The organism is Collinsella aerofaciens, assembly GCF_027679495.1.
Taxonomy (GTDB): Bacteria; Actinomycetota; Coriobacteriia; order Coriobacteriales; family Coriobacteriaceae; genus Collinsella; species Collinsella aerofaciens_AK.
Genome location: NZ_JAQEKC010000006.1, coordinates 63,168 through 87,600, shown reverse-complemented (window position 1 = coordinate 87,600; position 24,433 = coordinate 63,168). Strand labels below are relative to the sequence as shown.

Sequence of the window (24,433 nt, the reverse complement as noted above, 5' to 3'; positions counted from 1 at the left end):
ACGCATCCCGCGTAAGTGTTCGAAAGCGCGGGCGGCCTAGTTTTCTGGTTTTGTTAAATGCCCGGGCCTCTAACCCCGGGCATTCTTATTTGCGCTTGTTGCAGCGCAAATGCCTTCTACCGTCCGCACCGCGCGTGCGCCTACGGACCTTAAACCGAACCTCATACGAGTCAAGAAACGCGATGACGAACGAGCCTACCGCCGCGAGGGCGGCAAGCGCGTTAAGGAATTTCAGCATTTGGGGACCTCCGATCGAGTCGTCGGCCGCCCGCGCACGGAATGCGTCGCAAGGGTATTTTACTGCGAGCACTCGCACTTACAGCTGGTAAACGCAATATTTGCAAACATTTGTTCGCTAATCATACGCTCGATCATACGAGCGACGGCGCCCCGGCTGCGCTGTTCAAAAAGAACGGGGCAGACTCCAGTGCGAAGTCTGCCCCGAAAAGAGAATGGCAAAGCAAGAACGTGGATGGACGAGAAAAGTGTCCGCAAGTCTCATGGCCATCACATCCCACCTGCCAAAGGCATGGGTGAGTAAGCGTTACTCCTGCTCGGACTCCTCAGCCTGCTTACGGCTGCGGATGAGGTGCGCCACGCCGATGCACAGCACCGCGCCACCAGCAATCCAGGTGAACGTCACGCCGTTGAGACCGGTCAGCGGGAGGCCGGTGCCCTTCTGGTCGACGATGGTGAAGCTGAGCTTACCGGTAGATACGGCGGCAGAATCGGCCTTTATAACACCGTCAGCAGCAGTAACGTTGGCAGAACCCTTGTCCGGTTTCACTTCGGAGCCATCCTGCTTAAGCGTGCCGCGGGCAATAGTAAACGTGACACCATTGGAGGCAGAGTTATTGTAACCAGGCGCCGGAGTTACCTCTTTAAGGATGTAGGTGCCCTCATCGAGACCGACAACGTTGATCTTACCTTCGTTGTTGGTGGTCAGTATTGCGGCATCTTTATCTGTCGTCGTGGTACCGTCGGCCTTGATAAATTTGTCGGAGTCTTTCTCCTGCAGCGTGAACTGAACGTCCTTGAGCCCCTTAGTATCGTCATCGGAGCCCACCTTGGTGACATCGATGCCGTAGGTGTAGTCGTAGGCAGGGTGTTCAACCGTGGTTCCCGTACCCTCGGTACCCTCGGAATGCGGGTTGTTGGAATAGGTCAGTTTGACCTTGTTCTCTTGTGCATTACCGAGCATGCCCGCCGAAATCTTCGTAGGATCAAGCTTGGCCTTGTAATTCACATAGACCTTCGAATCGCCGTTAACGGTAATGGCATTGTTGCTGGAATCCTTGGCTTCTTTCAGATTATCGAAAGAGACGGACAGGGTATTCTTGCCGTCATCCGTATTGTAGGACACTGTATAGGAATCGGGACTAACGATGCTCTCGCCAATTTTAACCTCGACAACGGGCTTGTTGTCATTGCCAAGCTCTGGAACCATCGTGAGAGGAAGCTCGTCCGTGAAGGCGTAGAAGTACTTATTGTACGTGTTGATGTTGCTCGCGACAGTACCGGCAAGCTGATACTCAACCAGCTGACCAGCAGCGGAGTCAGCTGCCTTGTTTGCAGCTTGGAAAACAGTTTTGTTGTCGTCCGTAACCCACTTGTCGTCCTTGTCGTCCTTGATGGCCTTGGTGACATTGGGGACGTCCTTCTTGGGCTCCGCATTTACATTGGCGCCGCCGACGATGGTAAAGATCGGCGAGGTGAACGCGTCTTCATTACCGTTGGTCTTATTAGCGTCCTTAGTCGAACCGACCTGAGCGGTCACAAAGAGCCAGTAACCAGCGGGCAGATTGTTGAATTTACCATCGGTCGAAGTCTTCCAGCCAGTGCTCTCGTTAGTTGTGGCAACTTCCTCCAAGGCTTTGGCGATTTTGTCGAGTGTGCTACCGGCATCGACCTTTACTCCCTCGCCAACGTTATCGCCAGCTTTTTTCGTAATGTAATCTGCCCAATCCTGCGCAGTAGCAGTATCGACAGGCTTATCGATCGCATCAGCAAATACGCCCTTTACAGCCCTTTCGGCATCAGATGACGCCCACGTGATATCAGAAAGCGTCTTGGGACCATTCCAAGCGTTGTCCTTATTATCCTGCGTGACCGTTGCCTTGAAAATCTGGATACCCTTGAAAGTCGTATCCGTGTAGGTATCCTCCCTAATAGTAACGTCGCCTTTCTCCGTAGCCACAGGCGTACCCTCAGCAAACGCCATGGTCACCGGGGCCATGACGCCGCCGAAGCTCAACGCTGCTGTGAGGCCGGCGGTTACTGCCAGGCGTGCGATGTTCTTGCTCATGCTCATCTTCTTTTCCTCCGTTTTCCGGTTGGTTCTCATTCGATCGGTCATCATCTGTCCGTGTCTTAGCATCTGCTTCGCTACGTCTCGCCCCGCTCTCGGTGGGGCTGCCAGCTACTCTTTATGGCTGCCACCTCCCCGCTTGATCGAGAGCGCGACTACGATCAGTGCAGCTCCGGCGACCGCTGCGGCGGCCACGGCGTACATTGCCATATCGCCAGTCGAGGGCATAAAGCCTCCGGTGAAGATGCTAGGGGGCGTGCCGGTGGGCGTGTTGATGAGCGACGCCTCCAGGCTGCCCGTCGACCCGTCCGCGCTGTCGGCGCGCATGGGCGACTCGGCCGTAATGGCGAGCTTGGGCTTGGCGGCGGCCACCTGCTTGACGTCCAGGCCCTCGGCCTTGACCGTCACGGAGCGCGTGCCCTCAAAGGCGGTGTAGCCCTTGGGCGCCTTGAGCTCGCGGACCTCCAGCTTGCCCGAGTCCACGCCCGAGACGGTCACGCGGCCGTCCTCGCCCGTGGTGACGGTGGCCTTGCCCTCCGCATCCCACGTGCCATCGGCCGCCAGCGTGCGACCGCGGTCGTCGGTGATGCTCAGGACCGCCCCGGGCAGCGGCTTGTCGCCGTCGCTGCCGCGCTTGGTGAGCGCGAGATCCCAGGTGTAGGCTGTCGCGTCATCGCTCGGCGTGTGGGTGAAGCCGGCGTCGCCGGACTGGTCGGCAAAGGGAGAGCGCGGGTAGCGCAGGTAGACCTCGTTGGGGTTGCCCTTCGCGATGCCGTGGTTGCATGCGCTGTTGAGCGGCGCGTTGTACACGGCGACCACGCGGGCGCCCGCGGTGAAGGCGTCGGCCCCGCCGAGCGCGGCGATCAGGTCGCCGGTGCGCACGGTGAAGGTTCCGTCCGCGGCCACCTTGATGGAGCACTGGGCCGTGATGTCGGTCCAGCCCTTGGCGGACTCGGTGCCGGCGCGTCCGTCCTTGCCGGTCGAGACGGCGTCGAAGCCGCCGTCCGCGCCCGCCGCCACGTACACGCGCATGCTCGCGACCACCCTTGAGGGGTCGAGCCCCGCGCTCATGGTGTCGACGAACTGCACCGTATAGGTGTCGTAGGCGGTGAGACCCGCCGGGACCGTGGCCGAGAGGCGCCAGTACAGGTCGTCGGCAACCGTGGCGTCGGCGGCCTTCTGCCAAGCGGCGGTGCTGTCCTCCAGCACGTGCTTGGACACCTTGGGGGTCGCCGCCTTGGGCTTGACGGTGACGGCGCTGCCGCCCACCAGGGCCATGATCGGCGCGGTGCCGGCCTCGCCCTGGGCGATGGCGTCGTCGTCGGCGACGATGAGCCAGTAGCCACAGGGCAGCTCGGCCGCCGTGCCCGCGTTGAGGGCCACGGACTCGGCGTCAGAGCTCTGGAGGGAACGAGCGAGCTGTGCGCTCAGCGCGCTCGTAAGGTGGGAATCGGTGTTGAGCCACTCGGCAGCTTCCTGCGCGGTGGTCTGGGAATTGGACATGCCGGCGCTGTGCAGCACGGGCAGGACGGCGTCGCGCGCGGCATCGCTTGCCCAGGCGAGGTCGGTGGCGATCTTGGCGTCGCTGTCGCCGTCGACGACGTTGGCGCTAAAGATCTGGTAGGCATCGTAGCTGCGCGCCACGGTGCCGCTCACCGTGATGGAACCGGTCGAGGTCGGCGCGGCCTGCGCGGAAGCGGGGAACACAACCGCGCAGGTGCCGATCAAGAGGGCAAGCAGCGCAAACAAGATCGGGAAGGAGCTAACATTCTTATTCACGACGCTCACCCCCCTTCGCATTCGCCTTGCGACGAATGTGCATCCAGGCCGCAGCAGCGCAAAGCACCGCCGCGCCGGCAAGGTACGTCAGAGTGACGCCCGACATACCAGAAAGGGGCAAAGAGGTGGAATAGGTGTTGGTGAAGGTGGAGGCGGGAATGGCGTCGGGCGCGGCGGCGGAGGGTTCAACCACGACGCCCTGCCCGTTCTCGCCAAGGGTGTTGCCCATGTCGTCCTTCATCTGCGTAACGGTGGTAGAGGTGGTAAGACCGGTGTACTTGCCAGTGGTCTCATTCATGACGGCCTTCACCGTGACGGCAACCTGGTACTCGGCCTTGGAGTAGCGGAGCTTATCGATGGCACCGGTGGCAGGCGCGACCTCCTTCACCGTGTAGGTGTAGGTCCTGGCGTAGTCATCCGCCGTACCGGGGGTATCGGACAGGTGCGACTTGTTGAACGTCATGGCGCCAAAGGTCGCCGTGATGTTGTTGGGCTTGGCGGCGTCGGTCTCCCCTGCTGCGGGTGCAATGGAGAGGTCTGCCGGGTTAGGAATGGGCACGTTGGTTGCGTAATCCCCCGTAGCCTCGATGTTGAAGTCGAACGCAACGTATTTCCCGCTGGAATCCTTCGGCCAGTCCGTATTACGGACGGACTTAGTCACCGGGATTTCCACGGACGTGGTGGTGAGAGAATCGGAGATGTACGTAGTGCCCTCAACAATGCTCGGTTTCTTTCCCTCGGTCCACGCAATGGAACCGTCCGCCTTGGACACCGTGAACTCGTAGGTTGTCTGGTTCAGCTCGTAGCCAAACGGCGCCTGGGTCTCCGTGAGCGTGTACGTGCCCGGCAGCAGACCCTCGAGCTTGAACTTGCCATTCGTGACGTCGGCATCGGCCCACGTGGTCTCGCCCGAAGCCGACTGGTCGCTCACGGTCCAAGACTGCGCCTCGGTCGTACCATCGGCACCCAGTTTCGCAAGCTTCCACTCGGAACCAGCCAAAGGAGTGTATCCCTTGTCTCCTTCCTCAACCTTGGTCCAAGACACCGTACCGGTGATCTTGGTGTTGGAGATGGCGCCCGTGGTGTTGGAATCATCGAATGAAACGGGCTTATTTCCGTTCACCGTATCCACATAACCCTGAACATAGTTCACCTGCTCGCCGGTATTGTTCATGGTTGCGTAGTAGATGGTGTCCGACTTCTGATAACCAGCCGGCGCCTTGACCTCGCGAATGTAGTACGTGAAGTAGTCTTTATCGTTGGGATCGCCAATTTTGGCCTTCTGATTCAAATAGTTGAACTGAAGCTCGCCATCATCCGAATCGTAATCGTTGGCATCGCCGTCAGTCACCGTCACGATAGCGTTATTGCTATTGCCCGCGACAGCATCCTCGACAGAACCATAGATAGCCCACGAGGAACCGGGGAGCAGCGTAGTGCCGTCCGCAGCGTCGACCTTGCTCCACGCAATGGCAGAGCCGTCCGGTGTATACGACCCGGACCACGGGAAGTTGTGACGCTCCTGATCCATATCGATGACGGAAGCCGAGTTACCCTCACCAAATGCTGCGGCAACCTTCGGGCTGTTCATTGAGAAATCGACGCCCACATAAACGCGACCGTTGGTAGTCACATGGTCGTCGAAACTTCCGTTGGGAACGAGAATCGATCCGATCATAGCCGCCGCAGGATCGTCGTCAGTCCACTTAGCACCGCTGACTGTGCCACTGTATCCCCAGTCCGCGCGGTCCTCTCCCGCGATGCCGCCCCGAATGGTAAGGCTGGTGGTATCGACGAAGTTCCACATGATGGACTGGGAGGCCAGCGAGTATTTCGCGTCAAGGTCTTTCTTGGCGTACTGACTCTCGTAACCGCGAGATATTTCTGTATCTCCCCACCAGAAGCGCCAGCCGTTGTGGAACTCGACAGGATTAGTACCTGTAACGTTCACGACAATGGATGCGCCTTCGGGGATATTGGTGAACTTAAAGTCGACGCCGCGGTAGTAGACGCCATCCTTCCAGTTGGAGAGCTCGGAACCGGCGATGGTGAAGACCTGTTGCATAGAAGTTCCATCGCCGGTAAAGGTGATGAGTCGCTCGGTGTTGCGAATCTTATTGTTCGGGATTCCGGTATCGAGCGCACCGGAAACAGACTTGCCGCTACCATCGTCGCTACCATCGAATTTGAGTGTATAGCTTGTTCCGTCGTTATTGTACTTGTTGATGACGTAGTTGCTATTAGGCTCTGCAAAGCCGTTGACATCCACCTCGCCGGTATCTTTAAACGAGTCGAGCTGTTTCGATAGCTTCGAGAGGTATCCATTTGTACCGTTATAGCTCGAATAATCGCTACCGTTGACATTAGTCAAATCAACAGCTTTATTGAACAGGGTGCTTTCCAGAGCAGACAAGCCCTCGTACCAATTACCCTGCATTGTCACCACAGACTGGCGTTTATAGTCGCTATCGCGCCAGTATGTGATGGGGCCTGCGATTTGCGCGGTGTAGGCAAAGCCGGAAGGAGTCGCGCCCTCAAAAGGTCTCTGCTGTCCGACCCAAGCGCCTTTGTTCCAAGCGCCAACGGTAGTCGCCCCCGGCAAGTTGCCGTTGTAACCAACGCTCATTTTGGTGATCGCACTGTCGATTCCGGCGACCGCAAGCACGGTGCTGCCGTAGACAGGACGGAACTGGGAACCAAAACCAACGGTGCCAAAGCGGAAACCAGCGCCGCCACTATTATTATAGGGCCAGCTCTCTTTGAGTGGATTCATGGCAAGCTTGCCACGGACCACGGTAAGGCCCTCCGCCTCAGCGGCATATGAGCCGGTGGGGGCGTTGTCCGCATCAAGATCGATAGTGCCGTCGCTCGGCTTATCGCTCGGCTTACCACCGATGTACATGTCGCGGCCGACGTAGGTGGCCACGCCGGGATCAGGGGTTGAGACATTGATATTCGTACCGATACCGATAGACGTGGGAACGTAAATTCCCGGCTTCACGGTGGCCGTCGCTCCCGCTGAAGCCGCATTCGCACTCTGAGCCTGCTCAACACTATTTGAAGAGCCAGACTCGCCACCCTCTGCGTCGTCACTATTCTGGTTTTCGGTATCCCCGTTGTTGGTGTTATCTACATCAGTAGACTCACTTGAGGAACCCCCCCCCATCACAGTTTCCTCGGCAGGAACCGTCTGGGCATCGTTGGCAATGGCCTGCGAGATCGGAGGCATGACGAGCGACAGCACCAGGCTCAAAACGGAGGCTCCGCACAAAACGCCTGCCAGTACGCGGCGCGTCGCTTTTTTACTCTGCTTAGTTTTTTCTGAATTCGCTTTCATCGATGTCTCCTCCCCAAGAGACCGCGATCTTGCTCTTTCACTATCAAACGTATCTGCGCAACCTGAAATTGCGCACGCTTAGTAATGAATATTGTAACGATTGTTTGAACATCTGGGCAAATAAACCGATAGTTTTGTAGCGAATTCTCAATTCCCTTGACAATTGCTCAGATTTATCTTCGTTTATTCGCTATCTATTTTTTGTTTCTACTGGTAATTTAGTTGCCCATCATTTTTTAATGGCATTAGATTTATTTGCACAACATTTTGCTCAAGAGTAAACATCCTGTAAACAGTCGAAAATTGACCATGAGCTGTAGGTCATTTACCGGGAGAAATACCCTACCAAACTGATGAGAATATCTTTAACTCATCGGTGGTTAGAAGCGTAATGTTCAGACAACGTTATTTTGATTCTCGCGCAGATTTTAGGCATCAACTCGCCCAAATCGCCTGAGGCCACCGCAAAGGTGCCTGTTCCCCTTGTGGTGGCTCTCCCCCGGCGCTACAGCAGATGCTCCTCGATAAAAATCGCGATGCCGTCTTTGTCGTTGCTGGCGGTTACAAAATCGGCGACGAAGCGGGTGGCATCGCTGCCGTTTGCCATGGCCACGCCCACGCCGGCGTCGGCCACCATGCAGGTGTCGTTATCGGCATCGCCAAACACGCAGATGTCCTGGAGCCCCATGTCGTTGAGCTCCGCCACGCGCACAAGGCCGCGCGTCTTGGACACGCGCGGATCCATGAACTCGTAGAGCCGCTGCGTGGTTTGCAGAGCCGCCGCCTTAACAGTGTTATCGACAAACGTCGACGCCCGCTCGATGACCTGCGGCATTACCTCGGGCGCCATGGTAAACATCACCTTGGGCTGCGGCTCGCGCAAAAACTCGGCAAAATCGACCACCTTGTAAGGCACGCCGTCGACGCGCGACAGGTGCTCGACGCACGCGTTGCTCTCGGGCACGTAGAACACGCCGTTTCGGGGGCAGACGGGCGTTGCCGGAAGGTCCGCCATGTGCTTGCAGATGCGCGCGATGGTCTCGCCCGGCAGCGGATAGCTCAGCTCGTTGATGCCGTGCGCGCGGTCGATGACCTCGGCACCGCCGCAGCCCACGAGCACGTCTACCAGGCCTTCGATGCCCCAGAGCTCGTACATGGCCTCGGTCGCGTGGGCGTCGCGCCCGGTGCACAGGCCAAAGAGCACGCCGCGCTCGCGCAGGGCGCGGATCGCGACCACGGTGCGCGGGGACACCGTGTGCTCGCTTGTGAGCAGCGTGCCGTCGATATCGCAGAACACGGCTTTGATGTGGCCGAAGGTGGCGTCCATGGGGCCCTTTCTGGGTAGTGTGGCGGTGTGGGAAGCGATTGGAAATGGAGTACATGGTATACCAAGGCGCGAGCACGGCACGCAGGAGCAAAAACCACCACAAAGGTGCCTGTCCCCTTTGTGGTGGCTTGTGGTGCTCGGGTCTCAGCGCAATCCATCACAACATTCGACGCTTTTCGGCAAAATCGCGATTTTCATCGAATGTTGTGATGGTTTTTACTGCCTTGCGGCACGATCCAAATGCCGGCGTCCAAACAGCAGTAGCGCCGCGGGAACCGCCGTCACGACCATGCCCGCACCAACGAGTGTCTGCTGCACGCCAAACGTCGCCGCCAGCCACGGGGCAATCGCCAGCGGGGCCACGCCGGCGAACATGTTGCCAAAACCCATGACCGAGTTGACGCGGCCGAGCTGCTCGAGAGGAGCCGTCGTTTGCACGATCGTGTTGTGGAGCGGGTTGACGACGCCCCAGGCCACGCCCAGGGCAATCTGGCCGACGAGGGCCACGCCTACGTACGGCGTCCCCACATAGAGCAGGCTTCCCAGGCCCACGGACATAAGCGCCAAGAGCAGCGTTTTAAGGTTGATCAGGTGCGGCGGCAAACGGAGCGCGAGGACGGCGCCCAGCACCGCGCCCACACCGCTGGCCGACGAGAGCCAGCCCATCCACTCAACACCGACGTGCAGGACATCGCGGTAGAAGAACGACTCCAGCGGATCGAAGGCACCGTAGCCAAAGTTCGAGAGGAAGATGATGCAGAACAGCAGGGTGAGGACGCTGTTGGTAAAGACTGTCTTGATGCTGGTCACGAAGGTGACGCGGGAAGATGTGTTGGGGTCGGGGCTTTGGCTGGCCTTATCCGACGTGATGTCGCCGATTGCGGGTTTGCCTCCGCGCGCGGCGACGCGACCTGCTTGCGGCCTAAAGCCCCAACCGGCAATGAGCGCCAACGCGGTAAAGAGCATCATGAGCACGAACACCGCGCGCGACGACGCAGCCGCCGCGACAAAGCCGCCCAGCGTGGGGCCAACGATGATACTCACGTTTGAAAACATGGCGATGGCGGAGTTGATGTCTTTGAGCTCGACAGGATCGTCGGTGAGGTAGGCTGGATAGGATGTGGCGATGGGCTGGGCGAACCCCATCACAAAACCTAGGAGCGCCGCGCCGAGCAGGACGATGCCGGTCGCGCTGCCAAAGGCGAGGATTGCCGCGCCGGTTGCCAACGTGCCGACGATACTCGCCCGGAAATGCCGGCACGGACCCCAAGCGTCAAGCGCCGCGCCACCCGCAAAGGATCCCAGGATCACAAATACATTCATAAACAGGACGGCCAGCGATGTCGCCACGACCGAGGCATCGTCTGCATAGGTGAGCGTTCCGATGACACCGATAAAATAGCTGGTCTGAAAACCGGTGTAGATGAGAAAGCGCATCGCCACCAGGCGCTTGGCCTGAACGGATAGCGATGGTTGAGGCTTTGAGAAAAGAGAGGCGAGCATGGAGACTCCTTGTTTCATACGAATGCGGACGGCAGGCATTCGCCACCGTCTGTCAAATCAATCTATCCGCATGAAACATTAGACGCATCAAGCCCCTTCTCTCCGTTTTTCGCCCGTCATGAACTACTTGGTAGATTGTAAGGCATGTCCCAACCATCTACCAAAGCAAAAACCACCACAAAGGCGCCTGTCCCCTTTGTGGTGGCCGGACTCGCAGGATGGCCTGGCCCGGGGCGCAAACCATCACAACATTCGACGTTTTTCGGCAAAATCGCGATTTTCGCTGAATGTTGTGATGGTTTTTACTGCAAAGCAAAATCCACCACAAAGGTGCCCGCCCCCCTTGTGGTGGAAGTGACGTTTGCCCAGATAAAACCTGCCATGGCAGCGCAGCGAGCCGGTTCCAAGTGCCCCAGGTCGCCCCGAAAGAGGAGCGACGCGTACTTTGGTACGCGAGCGACGGCTTGAGGGGCGAGATGGGGTGCTTGGGGCCGGCGCAGCGTCAAGCCTGAAGGTGGTCTTGGATGAGGTCGCAGATAGCTCGGGCGTCGTTGATGTTGATGGCTCGGGTCGCAAAGCCGGCGTCGAAAGCCTGGCGTGCCAGGGCTTCGTTGCAGGCAAGGGCCAGCGTGTGACCGTCGACCAGGTCGAGCGAGCTCTTGCCGCGCAGACGGTCGACACCGGAGCGCGCGACCACGATGTTGTCGAAGCCCTCGGTCTTGTAGCCCTCGATGATCACCACGTCGACATCGTTGTAGCGCGACAGCAGCTCGCGCGCGGGCATCTCGTCCTCCTCGCGCGTGTCGGCGTACTCCGCCCAGCGCGTGGCGCAGATGAGGCCCACGTGCTTGGATCCGGCTTGGTGATGGCGCCAGGTGTCCTTAGCGGGCACATCGATATCAAAGCCGTGATGCCCATGATGCTTGAGCGAACCCACGCGCAGGCCGCGGCGGGTGAGCTCGGCAATGACCTTCTCGACGAGTGTGGTCTTGCCCGAGTTCTGGTAGCCGATAAACGCGATCGCGGGGACGGCCGGTGCCGGAGCTGCGGGCGCGACGGCGACGGGTGCGCTCGCGGACGCGGCGCCGTCAGCGGCCACGGCCTCAACGGCAGCGGCCTGACGCCCGGCACGATCCCACACGCCCGAGCGGCCGCCCTCCTTGTGCAGCAAGCGAACGTCGACGATCTCCATGCCGCGATCGACGGCCTTGCACATGTCGTAGATAGTCAGACACGCGGCACTCGCGCCGGTCAGGGCCTCCATCTCGATACCCGTCTTGCCCGTCACGCCGGCCGTAACCAGTACGTGAAAGCCAACCTGCCCGTCCGTACGCGCCGGCGCCCAGCCCTCGGGAACGTCCTCGACAGGCGTCCCCGCCGCAGCGATGGGCACAATGTCGCACTTACTCTTGGTAATGAGCAACGGATGACACATGGGGATGATGTCACTCGTGCGTTTGATGGCCATGATGCCCGCCACGCGCGCGCAGGCAAGCACGTCGCCCTTTTTGGCGCGGTCCTGCAGCACCATGGCCTGCGTCTCGGGATGCATGAGGATGGTACCCTCGGCGATGGCAATGCGATGGGTCTCGGCCTTGTCGGACACGTCAACCATGCGTACCTCGCCCTTGGCGTCCACGTGCGTCAACTCGTCACGACGGGCGTCGCGGGCGGGCTCGGTGGCAGCGCTGGCAGACGGCTGCGCGGACGCGTCGGCGTTACCAGCATTCGCCGCAGCCGTGACTTTGTGGGCAGACATCGCGGCCCTGCGAGCGGCCTTGGTGGCATCGGCGTACCTGCTCTTGGCCATATGATCATCCTCCGATTTGGGACATAAATCGTTGCGTGCCCTCAATTATCGCGTGTTCCTGCGGTTTGTGGGCCACGGCATCGCGCCAAATCGAAAGTACCTGCATATCATCACCACGGCGCAGCGCCTCACGCACCGAATACTCGGCATCGCTGAACAGGCACGGACGCACGTTGCCGTCTGCCGTCAGGCGCAGGCGGTTGCAATTCGCACAAAAATGGTTGGACATGGCGCTAATGAAGCCAACCGTTCCCACCGCGCCCGGAAAGTGCCAATAGCGCGCGGGGCCCGCGCCGGCAGGAGCGTCGTTGATGTCGAGCAGCTCGAGCTCGCCCAGTCCCGCCGCGGTGGCCCCGGCATTGATGCGCGCCCGCAACTCGTCGCTCGGCACGGTATCGCTCGCGTCCCACAGCTCGGGATTGAGTGCGGGCGCATGCGGGTCCACAGCGCAATGCGAGCTCGTGTGCTCGTCGCCGATGGGCATATATTCGATAAAGCGCAGGTGGATGGGGCGATCGAGCGTGAGCCGCGCAAGGGCCGCCACATCCTGGTTGAGCCGGCGCACCACAACGCAGTTGACCTTAACGGGCTCAAAGCCCCAGGCCAGCGCCGCATCGATGCCAGCCATGGTCTGCTCGAGTCGACCCAGGCGCGTGATCTTTCCAAAGAGCGTAGGGTCGAGCGTGTCGAGCGAGATGTTGACGCGGTTAAGCCCGGCATCTTTGAGCTGCGGCGCCAGCTTGGGCAGCAGGGCGCCGTTTGTGGTGAGCGAGATGTCCTCGATCTGCGGAATCGCGCGGATGTCGCGAATGAGCGGAATGATACGGCGGCTGACCAGCGGCTCGCCGCCCGTCAGGCGCACGCGGCGAATGCCCTCTCCCGCCACCAGACGCACAAAGCGGGCGATTTCCTCGGCGCTGAGCAGCTCGTCGTGCGCACGGGGCGCCACGCCATCGGCCGGCATGCAATAGATGCAGCGGAAATTGCACTTGTCGGTAACGGCAATACGCAGGTAGTTGATATCGCGGCCAAAACCGTCATGTTGCATGCGCCCGTTCACGCAGCCCTCCCCTCACGCGGCGTTTTATTCTTCGGAAAACATAATACCCCACGAGAGAATCATGCCGACACCCGTACGATAGGACAGGTCGCTTTGAGCAAAACGGACTTTCCAAGCCCATCCTCAACATCCAAACCGTCCCAAAAATCGATGATTTTCTTCAATATCGAGAAAAGCATCGATTATTGAGACGGTTTGCCTGCTCACAATGCCCCGCAGAAGGGTCAGAACGCCCCTAGAGGCCACCATTCCAGTTGCGAATCACGAATTCCCGCAGGTCATTCTGCCGTTTCTGGAACACCTCGCTTCGGTCGCACTTGAGACCCATAGCGAGCGCGATGGCATTCATCGCCCGATGCAATTGCAGCTGATGGGCAAACTGAGTCCCGGTGAGAACGATCATCCTAAAGCCCAGCGCGCTCAGCACGGTCATACGCTCCGCATCCGACGCGCTGCGCTGTTTATCAAGATGGTCCGAACCGTTGTATTCAATCCCCGTACCGCTTGCAGGCGCATATACGTCGATCTCGAAATACCCGGCCTTAGCGAGATATTTGAACTCGTTGGGAACATCGACCCGATGGTTGAACTCGACCCTGGTGTACCCTAGCCCGCCCTGAGAACGCTTCGCGACGACCATGATTGCGGTGGCCGTCTCCATAGGCGAACGAGCAGCGTCCTTTACACGCTTGAGCAACGAGGCCGCGCGTTTCACGCCTCGACGCGAAGGATTCTGCTCGCAAAAAGCACGCAGGTCGGCGACGGCATATCGCTGCGAGGCCTCGACATAATCATCGCTCGACAGATGGTTAAGGTGATACCGAGCACACACTTCAAATCCGTACTCAAGCTGCTCGAGCTCGCTCATCCACGAGCCCGCCTGGACAAGGCATATGGCCTCATCAACCACCAGAAGACCCTCTGCCACCTCGATAAGATGATCCGAAGGTATGGGCGCCCCAAACACATGGCGTCGGAGACCCGCCGGCCGAGAGCGTTCAAAATCGAAGCTAACCAGCGTATCAATACGGCCGAGTTCCTCTTGAGGAATACCAAGTGAGACCAGATAGTCGGCGACAATCTCGACCGCTGCAGATATCCTCAATCCCTTGGCATCGAGCCCCAATTTGGGGAGGCTCGCAGTCGGCTCCACCTCGCCAGCAAATGAGCCTTCGTCGTATAGGCTGCTTGCCCGTGAGAGCGGCTCTAACGGGCGCGCCGCGTTGTGGTACAGCCAGGCAGTCTTATGGGACAGGACGATCGGCAAGTCCATGAGCTCTCCAATGGGTCGGATAACCAACCTTATTCCCCTGCTCACGGATTCGCACACTTCCACGTACAAGAAAGCATTCCACCCGTACGAGCGACAGAAAAACCGTCCCAAAAATCGATGCTTTTCTTCAATATCGAGAAAAACATCGATAATTGGGACGGTTTAGGGCGAGGTGAGAGGTCGGAGGGCCAGAGCAAGCCGCACTCCGACGGGTTAATCCAGCTCTTTTAAGCCATGCGCTAGCTGCCAGTACTCGCCGCGCTGGGCGAGCAATTCCTCGTGGGTGCCGCGCTCGATGATGCGGCCATGTTCGAGGACCATGATGGCGTCGGCGTCGCGGACGGTGGACAGGCGGTGCGCAATCATAAATGTGGTGCGGCCGCGCATGATGCGGTCCATGCCGCGCTCGATGAGCTTTTCGGTGCGCGTGTCGATGGAGCTTGTTGCCTCGTCCAGGATAAGCACCGGCGGGTCGGCCACGGCCACGCGCGCGATGGCGAGCAGCTGGCGCTGGCCCTGAGACAAGTTGGCGCCATCGGCCGTGACCGGTGTGTCGTAGCCTTGCGGCAGGCGACGGATAAACGAGTCGGCGCAGGCGGCCTCGGCGGCGGCACGCACCTCCTCGTCGGTCGCGTCGAGCTTGCCAAAGCGGATGTTCTGCGCAATGGTGCCGCTAAACAGGTGCGTATCCTGCAGCACAATGCCGAGCGACCCGCGCAAGCTGGCCTTGGCGATATGCTTGACGTCGATGCCGTCGTACGTAATCTCGCCGTCATCGACCTCATAGAAGCGGTTGATGAGGTTAGTGATGGTCGTCTTTCCGGCGCCCGTCGAGCCAACAAAGGCGATCTTTTGCCCCGGCTTGGCGAACAGGTTGAGATCCGTGAGCACGCGGGTGCCCGGCACGTAAGAAAAGTCCACGGCATGGAAGCGCACGTCGCCGGCGAGCGGGACCAGACCGGTAACAAGCTCGGTACCGTCGGCTGCCACCGCACGACCCGATTCACCAACGGCGGCCACATCGTGCAGATGTCCATACGTGCCCACACCCTGGCCCTCGGGAATCTTCCACGCCCACGCGGCGTCGCCCGTCTGCACCAGCTCCACGCAGCCCTCGTCCACCTCGGGCTTAAGGTCCATGGCGGCAAACAGGCGCTCGGCACCGGCCAGCGCGTTGAGTAAGAAGTTGCCCAGCTGCGTAAACTGGTTGATGGGCATGGCCGCCTGGCGCACAAAGACCAGGTAGCTCGCGAGTGCACCCACGTCGGCAAGTCCCTTGATGCAGAGCATGCCGCCCGCCACGGCGACGATGGCGTAGTTGACGTAGCCGATCACCACGGTCATGGGCACCATCGAGTTGGCGTAGGCCTGCGCGGCGCCACCGGTGCGGCGCAGCTCCTGGTTGCGCGCGTCAAAACCTGCCACGTTGGCCTGCTCGTGGTTGAAGACCTTGATGACCTTTTGGCCCGAGACCATCTCCTCGACATATCCATCCAAGTCGCCGAGCGATGCCTGCTGGGCGGCAAAAAAGCGCTTGGAGCGGATACCCGAGTAGCGCGCGTACAGCACGATGGCCGCGTCGCACACGAGCGTGATAATCGTGAGCTGCCAGTTGAGGATGATGAGCATGGCCGTGGTGCCGATCACCTGAATGCTCGCCTGAATCACGTTGGCAAAGCTGTTGTTGAGCGCCTCGGAGACGGTGTCGACGTCGTTGGTGAAAAAGCTCATGATGTCGCCCAAGCGCGTACTGTCGAAATAGCTGAGCGGCAGCGTCTGAATGTGCGCGAACAGGTCGCGACGGATGTCGGACACCACGCGTTGGGCCGCGCGCACCATGATCTGCGAGTAGCCTAGGGCCGAGAGCACGCCCGCGGCGTAGATGATCGCCGTTACGATGACCTGCTTGGTGAGCAGCTCCTCACCGCCCGTGGCCAGGCCGTTGACGATGGGGCGCACCATGTAGGTGCCGGCGAGGCTCGCGATGGCCGCGACGGAGGCAAGCATACCCACCGCCAGCAGCGAGAACTTGGCATGGCCCATGTAAGAGAGCAAACGGCGCACAGTGCGCTTGAGGTCGGCCGGGCGCGCTTGGGCTGCGGTCTTAGGCATGGCGCTCGCCCCCTTCCAAGGGTAATCTGCTGGGGACGGAGGAAAACGGATTATTCGCGCAGCCATCGTCGCTGCCGTCGCCGGCGTCTACGTTCCCCGCAAACTCCATCTGCGAGGCGTAAATCTCCTGGTAGATGTTGTCGCCCGCTAGCAGTTCCTCGTGCGTGCCCACGCCGTGGACACGACCGTCGTCCAGCACCACAATGCGATCGGCATCCATAACGCTCGCGATGCGCTGGGCGATGATGAGCACGGTCGTATCGGGGATCCGAGCGATGTGCTCGCGAATCTTAGCGTCGGTCGCCATATCGACCGCGCTGGTGGAGTCATCAAAAATGAGCACGCGCGGATGCTTGAGCAGCGTGCGCGCGATGCACAGACGTTGCTTCTGACCACCCGAGACACCGGCGCCGCCTTGGCCCAACTCGCCGTCCAGCCCGCCGATGCGATCAAGGAACTCGTCCACGCACGCTGCGCGGCAAGCCGCGAGGAGCTCATCGTCCGACGCCTGCGGATTGCCCCACTGCAGGTTCTCGCGCACGGTGCCCGTGAACAACACGTTCTTTTGCAGCACAATGCCCACGGCGTCGCGCAAGGCGACCAGGTCGTAGTCGCGCACGTCGTGTCCGCCCACAAGTACGACGCCCTCGGTGGCGTCGTACAGACGCGCAATCAGCTGCACAATCGAGCTCTTACCCGAGCCCGTGCCGCCGAGGATGCCCACCGTCGAGCCGCTCTCGACGCGAAGGTCGATATGCTCGAGCACATCCTCGGCTGCATCCGCGCGGTATTTAAAGGAAACGTCGCGAAACTCGACACTGCCGTCCGCTGGCGCCGCAGTCGCGAGGTCTCCCGCAGGGTTGGCGATAAAGGGCTCCTCATCGAGCACCCCTGCGATACGGCCCACACTCGTGAGAGCGCGCGTGAGCAGCAAAAACACGTTGGAAATCATCATGAGCGAGTTCATGATCAGCAGCACGTAGCTCATAAAGCCCGTGAGAGAGCCCACGCCCAGCTTGCCGGCGAGAATCATGCGGCCGCCAATCCACAGGATGGAGAGCGCAGCCACGTACATCGACAGCTGAAACACCGGCAGGTTGAGCACGGCGGTGCCGAAGGTCTTGGTCGCCGTGCCGGCGAGCTCGGTATTGACGGTGTCAAACTTGTCGCACTCGTGCTCGGCGCGCACGTAAGCCTTCACGGCGCGCACGGCGGTAAGGTCCTCTTGCACCACGCCGTTAAGGTGGTCCATCGAGGTCTGGAGTTGGCGGTAGAGCGGACTGACGCGATAGGTGATGACACCCAGCACGATTGCCAGCACGGGCAAGATGATCGCAAAGACGGTGGCGAGCGGGCGCGACAGCATCAGCGCGTAGATAAGGCCGACGATAAGCGTCACCGGGCCGCGCACCATAGGGCGAAAGCCGTTGCTCACAGCATTTTGGATAACGGTGATGTCCGTGGTCATGCGAGTGACGAGCGAGCTGGCGTCGTAGTTGTCCAGATTGCCAAAAGCGAGCGTCTGGATCTTGCGATACTCGGCCTCGCGCAGGTTAGCGCCCAGCCCCGAGGCGACGCGAGCAGACGTGCGTGCATAGCCCAAGCCAAGTACCAGCGAAAATGCGGCGCATACCAACATATACGTACCCTGCAACAGCATGTAGTTGATGTCGCCCGCGGGCACGCCCACATCGATGATATTTGCCATGATGACCGGGATAAACAGCTCGAGCGCCGTCTCAGCAGTCACAAAGAACACGCCGAGTATGGCATCGCGGCGGTATGCCCCCAGATAGGAAAACAGAATCTTGAGATTGCGCACGCAGGTTCATCCCCCATCAAACGTTGTTCGCAAACCCACGTATTATGGCGCGCCGTGCGGCGGTGTCAAGTGTTCCGAAATCGATTTCTGCAAGGCTAGTGCAGGCGCCATGCTCACAGGGCGCACGTCCGTATTCAATTAGAAATGAACGCGAGCGTGACTTTTTCGCCCCACCGCCAACACAAACCTTGACTCTACAATCGTTGTAGGGTTTTCACTACACTGGTATGTAAACGACCCAAGCCAGAAAGTGCCCCGCCCATGGAACACGACCTCACACACGGCAATGTCCTCAAGACCATCGCGGTCTTTGCCCTGCCCTATATGCTCTCGTACTTTTTGCAGATGCTCTACGGCATGGCCGATCTGTACATGATGGGGCAGTTCAGCGGCGCCGCCGGCATCACCGCCGTGGGCAATGGCGCGCAGACGCTCTATATCATTACCGTGACGCTTGTGGGCCTGGCCATGGGAACGACGGTTATCGTCGGCCACGCCGTGGGCTCGCGTCGCTTCGACCGTGCCGAGACCGCCATCGGCAACACCATCACGCTCTTTATGGGTGTCTCGGTGGTGCTGGCCGTTGTCCTGCTTGCGCTGTGCCCGCAGGTTGTGGCGCTCATTGGCACGCCGGCCGAGGCGGTCGAAGGAACCGCCGCCTACCTGCGTATCTGCTTTGTCGGCATTCCCTTTATCGCCGCGTACAACATTCTTTCGGCCATCTTTCGCGGGCTGGGAGATTCGCGCTCGCCCATGTACGTGATCGGCGTGGCATGCATCATCAACATCGCGCTCGACTTTCTATTTATCGGCCACATGGGACTCGGCCCCGTGGGTGCGGCGCTCGGCACGGTAACCGCCCAGACGGCAAGCGTTGCCCTCGCGCTCGTGTGGCTCAAGAGCCGTCGCACGAACATCCACGTTAAGCGTAGCGACCTGCGCCCCCAGCCCGAGGTGCTCGGCAGCATTCTTAAGATCGGCGTGCCCGTGGCCGTGCAGGACGGCTGCATCCAGGTGGCGTTTATGTTCATCACCGTCATTGCCAACCACCGAGGGCTCGTCGACGCTGCCGCCGTGGGCCTGGTCGAAAAGATGATCAGCTTTTTGTTCATTGTGCCGAGTTCCATGGGTGCCACCGTCAGCGCGCTCACGGCGCAAAACGCCGGTGCAGGAAAGGGCGGTCGTGCGCGTCAGGTACTCAAGGATGCCATGACGATCTCGGTGGTGTACGGCTGTCTGATCACGATGCTGATGTGGCTGGTGGCGCCGGCGTTTATCGGCTTTTTTGCCAAGGACCCCGCGGTGGTCGCGGCCGGTACCGGCTATATGCACAGTTATATTTTCGACGCAATCTTTGCCGGCATCCACATTTGCTTTAGCGGCTTTTTCGCTGCATACGGCAAGAGCTACATCGGCTTTGCGCACAACGTGCTGGCCGTGGCGCTCATTCGCGTACCCGGCGCGTGGCTGCTGTCGAACGCCTATTCCGACACGCTGTTTCCCATGGGCATCGCTTCGCCGTGCGGATCGATTTTGTCGGCAGTCATCTGTGTTGTCGCGTTTACCGTGCTTAACCGGCGCGGAGCTTTTGACAAGTTGGTAGCGTAGCGGATCGTTTGTGTCATACGACGGCCGCGCCGCACGACCTCGGCGCCCCTTCCCCGCCCATTGAAAGGAGCAGTCCCATGACCGACTCGCCAACCGAACATACCGAAGGCCTGCTCCGTATTGGCGAGGTGGCGCGCCTGTTTAACCTGAGCGTGGGCACGCTGCGCCATTACGAGCAGATGGGCTTGCTGGACCCGGCGCACATCGATCCGGCGAGTGGATACCGCTACTACGGATCGCGGCAGCTCTCCACCCTCAACACCATCAGTCACCTGCGTGTTCTCGACCTGCCGCTAGCGCAGATCCGTGAGTTTGTGACCACGCGCGATGTAGACCTCATGCAGCGGCAGCTGGCTCAGCAGCAGGAGCTCATCGAGCGCAAGCGCCGCGAGTTGGAGCGCGTGTCGCGCAAGATCGATAACCGGCTTGCTCTACTGCATGATGCCTTGAACACCGAGCTCGATACCATTTGCACAATCGATGCGCCCGAGCTTCGCTGCGCCGTGTTGCGCGAACGCGTCAACCCTACCGACGCCTATGCGTTGGAGTGGCAAATTCGTCAACTGCAGAAGGGCCAGCATGAGACCTTTGTCTTCCTGGGCAACTTGGGCATTGGGATTAGCGCCGAGCGCCTTGACGCCGGTGACTTTGACGGCTACGACGAGGTCTTCCTGCTGCTCGATGACACCGATGAGTACTTGGGCGACGTCGAGGTACGCCCCGCCGCACGCTGTTTGACCATTAGCTTCCGCGGCACGCACGGGCAGGCGGGCTCGCGCTATGAGCAGCTACTCGGCTATATGCACGAACACAACCTGGCACCCGCCGGGCCCTCGCGCGAGATCGCCCTCATCGACGACATCATCAGCGACGACCCCACAACCTACGTGACACAGATCACGGTGCCCGTTACTGTGCTCGATTAAGAACCTCCCGGACAGGCATGCAGTGCAGCTCAACTAACGAGCGTCAGCTACAGGAGAACCGCCATGTCGAGGACAATCCCCGATATGGCGGTTTTACTCCTCCGGAATCGGAAACGCACGGATGAACTCTGCAGGCGAGAAGGTCTTGATGGTCGAGCGCACAAAAGCGGCGCGGTCACGCGTGATGATAAAGTCCACGCCGGCACGCTCGGCCATCGCACGGATACAGCCGTCCTCAAAGTCCGGCTCATCGGAATAGGCGGAGGTAAAACAAGCTTCTTGGTCGAGAGGCTCTACCGAGTAGCTCTTAAGACAGTCGCGCACTACCTCGCGGGCGCGCGCCTCGCCTGCCTGTTTAGTGAGAATGTAGTACGCGTCCTTGAGAGAGCAGGCCGAAACAACACCCTCGATAAGTCCCACGTCAACGAGCCCCTTGGTCGTTTGCGCCGCCCCATGCTCCGGCCGGCCCGGCAGCACGCAATCGAGCAGAAAATTGGTATCGAGAAATGCCCTCATAGGTAGCGCTCCCTCGCGACGCGCTTTTCATCTTCAACCGTCATCGTATCGAGCGGCGTTCCCTTTGGCATGTTAGCCACGATATCGAGATACTCCTGGTAGTCCTCATTCTCCGCGAGCATCTCACGGATCTCCTTCCAGGTGATCTTGGGATGCCACATCGTACCCACGTCGCGCTTGGGCTTGCCCGTGCCGCACGTCGGTTTTGCGCCCCCACGCTCCTGGGCAGCGTCATATTCCACCGTAACTGGACCTTCATAGTCGAGCGGCACGATCTTGAACAACGGCTTGCTCCGCTTGAAGACCACAACCTCCTCGCCCTCATTGGCAACCTTTTCGGCCACCTGCGTAAGGTTTTGGCGCAGTTCCGAAAACGCGACGGTAACCATAACTGCTCCTCTCAACATATATCTTCACTGCTAAGTATACACGTTAATATTAATGTTAAAGTGTATAAAACTCATCACAATGGGGCAGCCCCGTTGTGAGACCTCACTGCGGGGCCCCTTTGCTTTGAATGAATCTTCTATCGCTCCGGAACGACACCGCTCCGCAGGGTCACCCTCAGCAACCTACATGACGCAGATCATGCTGCCCGCCACCACGCCCAAATAAAAACCTCCCGGAAAGTATCAACCTTTCCGGGAGGTTTTCTAATTTGGTTATCGATGTACTAAGCCTGGGGCACCTCACCAGTCGCCAAGATCTGCTCGAGTGCGTCCTCATCCAGCACGGGCACACCCAGCTGCTCAGCCTTGGTGAGCTTGGAGCCCGCTTTGGGGCCGGCGACCAGATAGCTCGTCTTCTTTGACACGCTGCCCGAAACCTTAGCGCCGAGTACCTTGAGCGCCGCGCCAGCCTCGTCGCGGGTGCGGTTGACGAGCGTGCCGGTGAGCACGAAGGTCAGACCCGCAAGCGGCTGCGCGTCGGCGAGCTCGCCCGCCACGCCAGCGTCGGCTGCGGCTTGCGCGTGCGCGGCGCCCAGGTCGACCTCGAGCGACAGGCCCGCCTGACGCAGGCGCTCCAGCACGGCAAGGTTCTCGGGCACGGCCAGGAACTGCTTAACGCTCGCCGCAATCTTGGGACCGATGCCCTCGCATTCGGCGATGTCCTCTTCGCTCGCCAAGATAAGCTTGTCAATCGACAGGAATCGCTCGGCGATGACCTCGCCCACGCTCTTGCCCACATGGCGGATACCCAGGGCAAACAGCACGCGACCGAGCGGCTGGCTCTTGGACTTGTTGAGCTCGGCGATGATTTTCTCGGCCGTCTTGAGGCCCACCGGAATGGGGTCGCCCTTCTTGACGCCCTTTTTGCTGTTGGAGCTGGCATAGGTGCGCCCCGTGTCCAGGCCTGCGATGTCGTCGACCGTGAGCTGGTAGAAGTCTGCGACATCGTGGATCAGGCCGGCGGCGATCATCTTGTCGACGATCTCGTCGCCTAGGCCGTCGACGTCCATGCAGCCGCGGCTCACCCAGTGGAGCAGACGCTCCTTGAGCTGCGCGGGGCAGTCGATGGAGACGCAGCGGTAAGCGACCTCGCCATCCTCGTGGACCACAGGGCTGCCGCACACGGGGCAGACCTCGGGCATCTGCCAGTCAACGCTGTCGGCCGGGCGCTTATCGAGCACCGGGCCCACGACCTCGGGGATCACGTCGCCTGCCTTGTGCACGATGATAGTGTCACCCTCGCGCACGTTTTTGCGGCGAATCTCGTCGATGTTATGCAGCGTGGCGCGCGCGATGGTGGAGCCGGCGACCGTCACCGGGTCGAACTCGGCGACCGGCGTGAGCACACCGGTGCGACCCACCTGGATGCGTATCTCGCGCAGGACGGTCTGCTTTTCCTCGGGCGGGAACTTAAAGGCGATGGCCCAGCGCGGCGCGCGGGCGGTAAAGCCCAAGTCGAGCTGCTGTTGGAAGCTATCGACCTTTACAACCACGCCGTCGATGTCGTAGTCCAGGTCACCGCGATGCTCGAGCGCCTGGGCACAGAACTCGTGGACATCGGCCGGCGTGGCGCAACGAGCCACGTTGGGGTTGACGCTAAAGCCGGCGCTACGCAGCCAGTCCAGAAACTCGCGCTGGCTGTGGACGTGCAACGGATCGGTATCGGCAATGGCATAGATAAAGGTGGCCAGGTCACGGCGTGCCGTGACCTTGGGATCCTTTTGGCGCAGGCTGCCGGCGGCGGCGTTGCGCGGGTTGGCGAAGGGGTCGCGACCCTCGGCATCGGCCTCGTCGTTCAGACGAACAAAGCTGCCCTTGGGCATATAGACCTCGCCGCGTACTTCGATGGTGCGCTCGCGATCGGCGGCCATGTGGGCGAGCGCCGGCTCGGACAGATGCATGGGCACATCCTTGATAGTGCGCACGTTGAGCGATACGTCCTCGCCCGTGGTGCCGTCGCCGCGCGTGGCGGCGCGCACAAAGGTGCCGTTTTGGTAGGTAAGCGCCACGCCCAGACCGTCGATCTTAAGCTCGCAGGTATAAGTGACGCTACCGGCACCAAGCGCATCCTCAGTGCGCTGGAGCCACGCGTCGAGTTCGTCCAAATCCATGGCATCGTCCATAGAATACATGCGTGCCATGTGCGTGACCGGCGTAAACTGCTCACTCACGTAGCCGCCCACGCGCTGGGTATAGCTGTCGGGCGTTACCAGATCGGGGTAGGTGGCCTCGATCTCCTGCAGCTCAACGAGCATTTTGTCAAAGGCGGCGTCCGTGATCTCGGGCGCGTCGAGCATGTAGTAGCGATAGGCGTGATAGTCGAGCTCGTGGCGCAGCTCGGCCGCGCGCGCTGCCACCTGGGCACGGGCATCGACCGGTGCAGCGGTATCCGTGCTCGCTAGCGTTTCGGTATCGATGTCCACGCCGTCACCAAACAGGCTCGATTGCTCCATAGCGGCACTCCTTCGCTCGATTTCAAACGGATACAAGAGTACCACCGGTCACCATGGGGCCGAATAACCCTTTCGAACCGCACCGAATCGGCAGCCGCCAGACTGGGGTGGACAGTTAGTTCAGATACGTATAAATCCTAGAGCTGGATC

Annotated in this window: 15 protein-coding genes; 2 read left to right on the top strand and 13 right to left on the bottom strand. The window is 60.2% G+C overall.

Features of this window, described 5'->3' with window-relative positions; all coding sequences use genetic code 11:
- Positions 1-544: 544 nt before the first annotated feature.
- The 10 genes from PGW49_RS03680 to PGW49_RS03635 form a co-directional block, all read right to left on the bottom strand.
- The gene (locus PGW49_RS03680; RefSeq protein WP_270225568.1) at positions 545-2,305 is read right to left on the bottom strand and encodes a SpaA isopeptide-forming pilin-related protein; all 1,761 of its coding nucleotides are present in this window, start codon (positions 2,303-2,305) and stop codon (positions 545-547) included.
- A gap of 114 nt (positions 2,306-2,419) precedes the next feature.
- Positions 2,420-4,087, bottom strand: coding sequence for a SpaA isopeptide-forming pilin-related protein (locus PGW49_RS03675; protein ID WP_270225566.1), 1,668 nt, complete (start codon positions 4,085-4,087; stop codon positions 2,420-2,422).
- On the bottom strand, positions 4,080-7,424 hold the full coding sequence (locus tag PGW49_RS03670) for a SpaA isopeptide-forming pilin-related protein (RefSeq protein ID WP_270225564.1): 3,345 nt from the start codon (positions 7,422-7,424) through the stop codon (positions 4,080-4,082). Before PGW49_RS03670 ends, PGW49_RS03675 begins: the two co-directional genes overlap by 8 nt.
- A gap of 505 nt (positions 7,425-7,929) precedes the next feature.
- Entirely contained in the window at positions 7,930-8,751 is an 822-nt protein-coding gene (locus PGW49_RS03665; protein WP_270225563.1) for a Cof-type HAD-IIB family hydrolase, read from the bottom strand.
- A 216-nt stretch (positions 8,752-8,967) separates the two neighbouring features.
- Positions 8,968-10,254, bottom strand: coding sequence for an MFS transporter (locus PGW49_RS03660; protein ID WP_270225562.1), 1,287 nt, complete (start codon positions 10,252-10,254; stop codon positions 8,968-8,970).
- Between the two features lie 502 nt (positions 10,255-10,756).
- On the bottom strand, positions 10,757-12,064 hold the full coding sequence (moaC, locus tag PGW49_RS10455) for a cyclic pyranopterin monophosphate synthase MoaC (protein ID WP_270225561.1): 1,308 nt from the start codon (positions 12,062-12,064) through the stop codon (positions 10,757-10,759).
- Positions 12,065-12,068: 4 nt separating this feature from the next.
- Positions 12,069-13,124, bottom strand: a complete 1,056-nt coding sequence (gene moaA, locus PGW49_RS03650) for a GTP 3',8-cyclase MoaA (protein WP_270225560.1) — start codon at positions 13,122-13,124, stop codon at positions 12,069-12,071.
- Between the two features lie 235 nt (positions 13,125-13,359).
- Positions 13,360-14,397 (bottom strand): hypothetical protein, encoded by a 1,038-nt coding sequence (locus tag PGW49_RS03645; protein ID WP_270225559.1) that lies wholly within the window; start codon positions 14,395-14,397, stop codon positions 13,360-13,362.
- A gap of 213 nt (positions 14,398-14,610) precedes the next feature.
- Positions 14,611-16,509 (bottom strand): ABC transporter ATP-binding protein, encoded by a 1,899-nt coding sequence (locus PGW49_RS03640; protein WP_270225558.1) that lies wholly within the window; start codon positions 16,507-16,509, stop codon positions 14,611-14,613.
- The gene (locus PGW49_RS03635; protein WP_270225557.1) at positions 16,502-18,331 is read right to left on the bottom strand and encodes an ABC transporter ATP-binding protein; all 1,830 of its coding nucleotides are present in this window, start codon (positions 18,329-18,331) and stop codon (positions 16,502-16,504) included. Before PGW49_RS03635 ends, PGW49_RS03640 begins: the two co-directional genes overlap by 8 nt.
- A gap of 261 nt (positions 18,332-18,592) precedes the next feature.
- Here PGW49_RS03635 and PGW49_RS03630 point away from each other — a divergent pair, with 261 nt between their 5' ends.
- Complete coding sequence (locus PGW49_RS03630; protein WP_270225556.1) at positions 18,593-19,939, top strand: MATE family efflux transporter; 1,347 nt, start codon at positions 18,593-18,595, stop codon at positions 19,937-19,939.
- Positions 19,940-20,016: 77 nt separating this feature from the next.
- Positions 20,017-20,865: a MerR family transcriptional regulator gene (locus PGW49_RS03625; protein WP_138114128.1), complete on the top strand. Its 849-nt coding sequence runs from the start codon at positions 20,017-20,019 to the stop codon at positions 20,863-20,865.
- Between the two features lie 93 nt (positions 20,866-20,958).
- Here PGW49_RS03625 and PGW49_RS03620 read toward each other — a convergent pair whose 3' ends face one another.
- From PGW49_RS03620 to ligA, 3 genes are all read right to left on the bottom strand, one after another.
- On the bottom strand, positions 20,959-21,381 hold the full coding sequence (locus PGW49_RS03620; protein ID WP_195568424.1) for a PIN domain-containing protein: 423 nt from the start codon (positions 21,379-21,381) through the stop codon (positions 20,959-20,961).
- Positions 21,378-21,770, bottom strand: a complete 393-nt coding sequence (locus PGW49_RS03615) for a type II toxin-antitoxin system Phd/YefM family antitoxin (protein ID WP_022095074.1) — start codon at positions 21,768-21,770, stop codon at positions 21,378-21,380. Before PGW49_RS03615 ends, PGW49_RS03620 begins: the two co-directional genes overlap by 4 nt.
- A gap of 284 nt (positions 21,771-22,054) precedes the next feature.
- Positions 22,055-24,283 carry an NAD-dependent DNA ligase LigA gene (gene ligA, locus PGW49_RS03610; RefSeq protein ID WP_270225555.1) on the bottom strand — a complete coding sequence of 743 codons (2,229 nt, stop codon included), beginning with the start codon at positions 24,281-24,283 and terminating at the stop codon, positions 22,055-22,057.
- Positions 24,284-24,433: the final 150 nt, after the last annotated feature.

Coding starts and splice junctions, on each gene's coding strand:
- PGW49_RS03680 (WP_270225568.1), bottom strand. CDS start 2,305: ATGAGCAAGAACATCGCACGCCTGGCAGTAACCGCCGGCCTCACAGCA.
- PGW49_RS03670 (WP_270225564.1), bottom strand. CDS start 7,424: ATGAAAGCGAATTCAGAAAAAACTAAGCAGAGTAAAAAAGCGACGCGC.
- PGW49_RS03665 (WP_270225563.1), bottom strand. CDS start 8,751: ATGGACGCCACCTTCGGCCACATCAAAGCCGTGTTCTGCGATATCGAC.
- PGW49_RS03660 (WP_270225562.1), bottom strand. CDS start 10,254: ATGCTCGCCTCTCTTTTCTCAAAGCCTCAACCATCGCTATCCGTTCAG.
- moaC (WP_270225561.1), bottom strand. CDS start 12,064: ATGGCCAAGAGCAGGTACGCCGATGCCACCAAGGCCGCTCGCAGGGCC.
- PGW49_RS03645 (WP_270225559.1), bottom strand. CDS start 14,397: ATGGACTTGCCGATCGTCCTGTCCCATAAGACTGCCTGGCTGTACCAC.
- PGW49_RS03640 (WP_270225558.1), bottom strand. CDS start 16,509: ATGCCTAAGACCGCAGCCCAAGCGCGCCCGGCCGACCTCAAGCGCACT.
- PGW49_RS03630 (WP_270225556.1), top strand. CDS start 18,593: ATGGAACACGACCTCACACACGGCAATGTCCTCAAGACCATCGCGGTC.
- PGW49_RS03625 (WP_138114128.1), top strand. CDS start 20,017: ATGACCGACTCGCCAACCGAACATACCGAAGGCCTGCTCCGTATTGGC.
- PGW49_RS03620 (WP_195568424.1), bottom strand. CDS start 21,381: ATGAGGGCATTTCTCGATACCAATTTTCTGCTCGATTGCGTGCTGCCG.
- PGW49_RS03615 (WP_022095074.1), bottom strand. CDS start 21,770: ATGGTTACCGTCGCGTTTTCGGAACTGCGCCAAAACCTTACGCAGGTG.
- ligA (WP_270225555.1), bottom strand. CDS start 24,283: ATGGAGCAATCGAGCCTGTTTGGTGACGGCGTGGACATCGATACCGAA.